This is a genomic window from Massilia sp. TWP1-3-3 (genome assembly GCF_049897805.1).
In the GTDB taxonomy this organism is placed as follows: domain Bacteria; phylum Pseudomonadota; class Gammaproteobacteria; order Burkholderiales; family Burkholderiaceae_D; genus Telluria_A.
The window spans coordinates 1-2,652 of record NZ_JAFCWX010000091.1 but is presented as its reverse complement, the minus strand read 5'-3'; the positions used below and the strand labels follow the sequence as shown (position 1 = coordinate 2,652).

Here is a 2,652-nt window from a genome sequence, read left to right as displayed (position 1 = left end):
TGTTGACGCTGATCGAATATTGACCCACCCTGCTGATTGAAATTTGACCCAGGGGCGGGCGCTGCGTTTGATGCTAGCAGCTGTGGATAAGTATACCAAATAGCAAGGGGAATTGGCGCAGGGCGTGGCCCGTAGCGAATTCCCCTTGCCGTCGTCGAATTAACACAAACGATATAAACGATTTATCTTATATCTATCGTCGTCTGCCGGCGCGATTTCAGAATGGTTCGTCAGGAGGCTCTGCCTTGCCTCCCTTGCGATTCTGTTCGCGCGCCTTGATGCGTTTCTTCGCCGCCATCGTGCTTTGCTGGAAGCGATACGACTCATTTCCGGTTTCTACGATATGACAGTGGTGGGTCAGCCGATCCAACAGAGCCGTGGTCATCTTGGCGTCGATGAACACGCTCGACCATTCAGCGAAACTGAGATTCGTGGTGATGACCACGCTGGTGTGCTCATACAATTTGGAGAGCAGGTGAAACAGCAAGGCGCCGCCGGCCTGGCTGAATGGAAGATATCCAAGTTCGTCAAGGACGACCAAATCCATCCGCATCAGCGACAGCGCGGTGCGGCCGGCCTTGCCCTCCCGCTTTTCCTGCTCAAGGACGTTGACCAGATCGACGGTTGAGTAGAAGCGTACCCGCTTTCCATTCGAAGCGATACCGTTCACCGCGATGGCGGTGGCCAGGTGCGTCTTTCCTGTTCCTGGCCCGCCGATGAGGACCGCATTCTGCGCCGTGTCGGTGAACGTCAGCGTCGCCAACTGCCGCACCAGGCGCTCATCGACCTTACTCGATTCGAAGTCGAATCCGGCCAGGTCCCGATGCATTGGGAATTTGGCGGCGGTGAGCTGGTGCCGTACCGAACGCATGGCCCGGTCGGTATGCTCGGCCTGTAGCAGATGTTCGAACAGCCATTTGGACGACTCGGTTGACGACGTTCCCGCGTCCGTCAAGTCGGTCCAGGCGCTTGCCATTCCGTGCAAGCGCAGCTCTTTGAGTTCGTTGGTGATGTCACGCATGATCGGCCTCCACCGCGATGCTGGCGCCGTCGCCAGTGCCGCGCAGGCTGTCGTACCGACTGGTGTTGGCCAGCGGCGCCTCCTTGAGCCGCAGGCTCGTCTCGACACTCTCCGGCTGCGGGGCGGCAGTGAGCCGCGCCAGCACGTTGAGCACATGTTCGGCGCTCAGCGCGCCGGACTCGATCACCAGGTTCACCGCCACCAGCACCGCCTCCAGTCCCGCCACCGGCACGCAAGCGAGCACCTGCGCCATGACCTTGTCGCCGCCTTCGTGTCGCAGCAGGCCGAGCCTGAGTTGCCTGAGCGGCGCCGGCATGTCGGCGAACGGGGCGCCGTTGCGCAGAGCGCCCGGCTTGCGATCGACCAGGTCGATGTAGTGCTGCCAATCGTAGCGGACATGCGCCCGATCGGCCAGCCGCTCGTGGTCCGCTACCACGGCGTCGGCCGCCACAACGCTTACGCGATCCGGATACAACCGGGTGCTCACCATTTGACCGGCCAGTTCACACGGCACCGAGTAGCGGTTGCGGTCGACGGTGACCAGGCAGGTACTCGATACCCGCGCCGACTTGTCCACGTAGCCGTCGAACGGCGTCGGCATGGGCATCATTTCGGCGCGCTCCTGCTCCAGCATTTCGGCGATGCTGAAGTGCTTGTGCTCCGGATGACGCATCGTGTCCCACAGCGACTTGCAGCGTGCGCCGAGCCAGACATTGAGTTCGTCGAAGGAACCAAACCGCAGGCTCTGGGCGTCGATCCAGATGCGCCGGCGACTGTCCTGCACATTTTTTTCGACGATCCCCTTTTCCCAGCCGGACGCCCGGTTGCAAAAATCGGCGTCGAACAGATAGTGGCTGCACAGCGCGGCAAAACGCTTGTTGACGGTCCGGCCCTTGCCCTTCTTGACCTTGTCGACAGCGGTCTTCATGTTGTCGTAAATGCCACGGCGGGCCACCCCGCCCAGCGCGGCCAGCGAGCGCGTATGGGCATCGAACAGCATCTCATGCCCCTGACTCGGGTAGGCCACCAGCCAGAAGGCGCGGCTTGCGCACAGCTTCATGTGCGATACCTGCATGCGCCGGTAGATACCGCCAATCACCAGGTTCTCGTCGCTCCAGTCGAACTGGAACGCCTCGCCCAGCTCGAACTGGAGCGGCACAAAGGCGTGCGGCGCCTTGCCTTCGCGCCCGCGCCAGTCACGGACGAAGGCGGTGACCTGGCAGTAGCAGCCGGCATACCCGTCAGCCTTGATCTGGATGAACAGCGCCTTGGCGGTGCGCCGGTTCTTCTTGTTGCGCAGCGCATCGGCCTTGAGCGCCAGTTCCAGCGTGGCGTGGTAGGGCGTCAGCTTGCCGGGGCTCTTTTCCCTGACGTAGGCCGGAGGCGCGGTCTCGTCCTCGGGCTTGCGCAACCAACTGCGTATGGTGTTGCGCGACAAGCCCGTGCGCTTCGCTATCTCATGCAGCGACAGTTTGTCGCGCAGGTACATCCGTCGAATCTTGCCCAAAATTTCCATGGTGATCACCTTTTTTTCTCCTGCCCAAAATGTGGGCAGGAGCAGTAGAACACCTGGGTCAATTTTCGATCAGCATACCCCCTGTAGGTGGGTCAATTTTCGGTCAGCGTCAACA

2 protein-coding genes are annotated in these 2,652 nt (G+C 61.2%); both read right to left on the bottom strand.

Annotation, left to right across the window (positions count from 1 at the left end):
* Positions 1-217: 217 nt before the first annotated feature.
* Positions 218-1,021: an IS21-like element helper ATPase IstB gene (istB, locus tag ACP7D4_RS27840; RefSeq protein WP_426212671.1), complete on the bottom strand. Its 804-nt coding sequence runs from the start codon at positions 1,019-1,021 to the stop codon at positions 218-220.
* Complete coding sequence (istA, locus tag ACP7D4_RS27835; protein ID WP_426212669.1) at positions 1,014-2,537, bottom strand: IS21 family transposase; 1,524 nt, start codon at positions 2,535-2,537, stop codon at positions 1,014-1,016. The genes istB and istA overlap by 8 nt, the downstream gene beginning before the upstream one ends.
* Between the last annotated feature and the right edge of the window lie 115 nt (positions 2,538-2,652).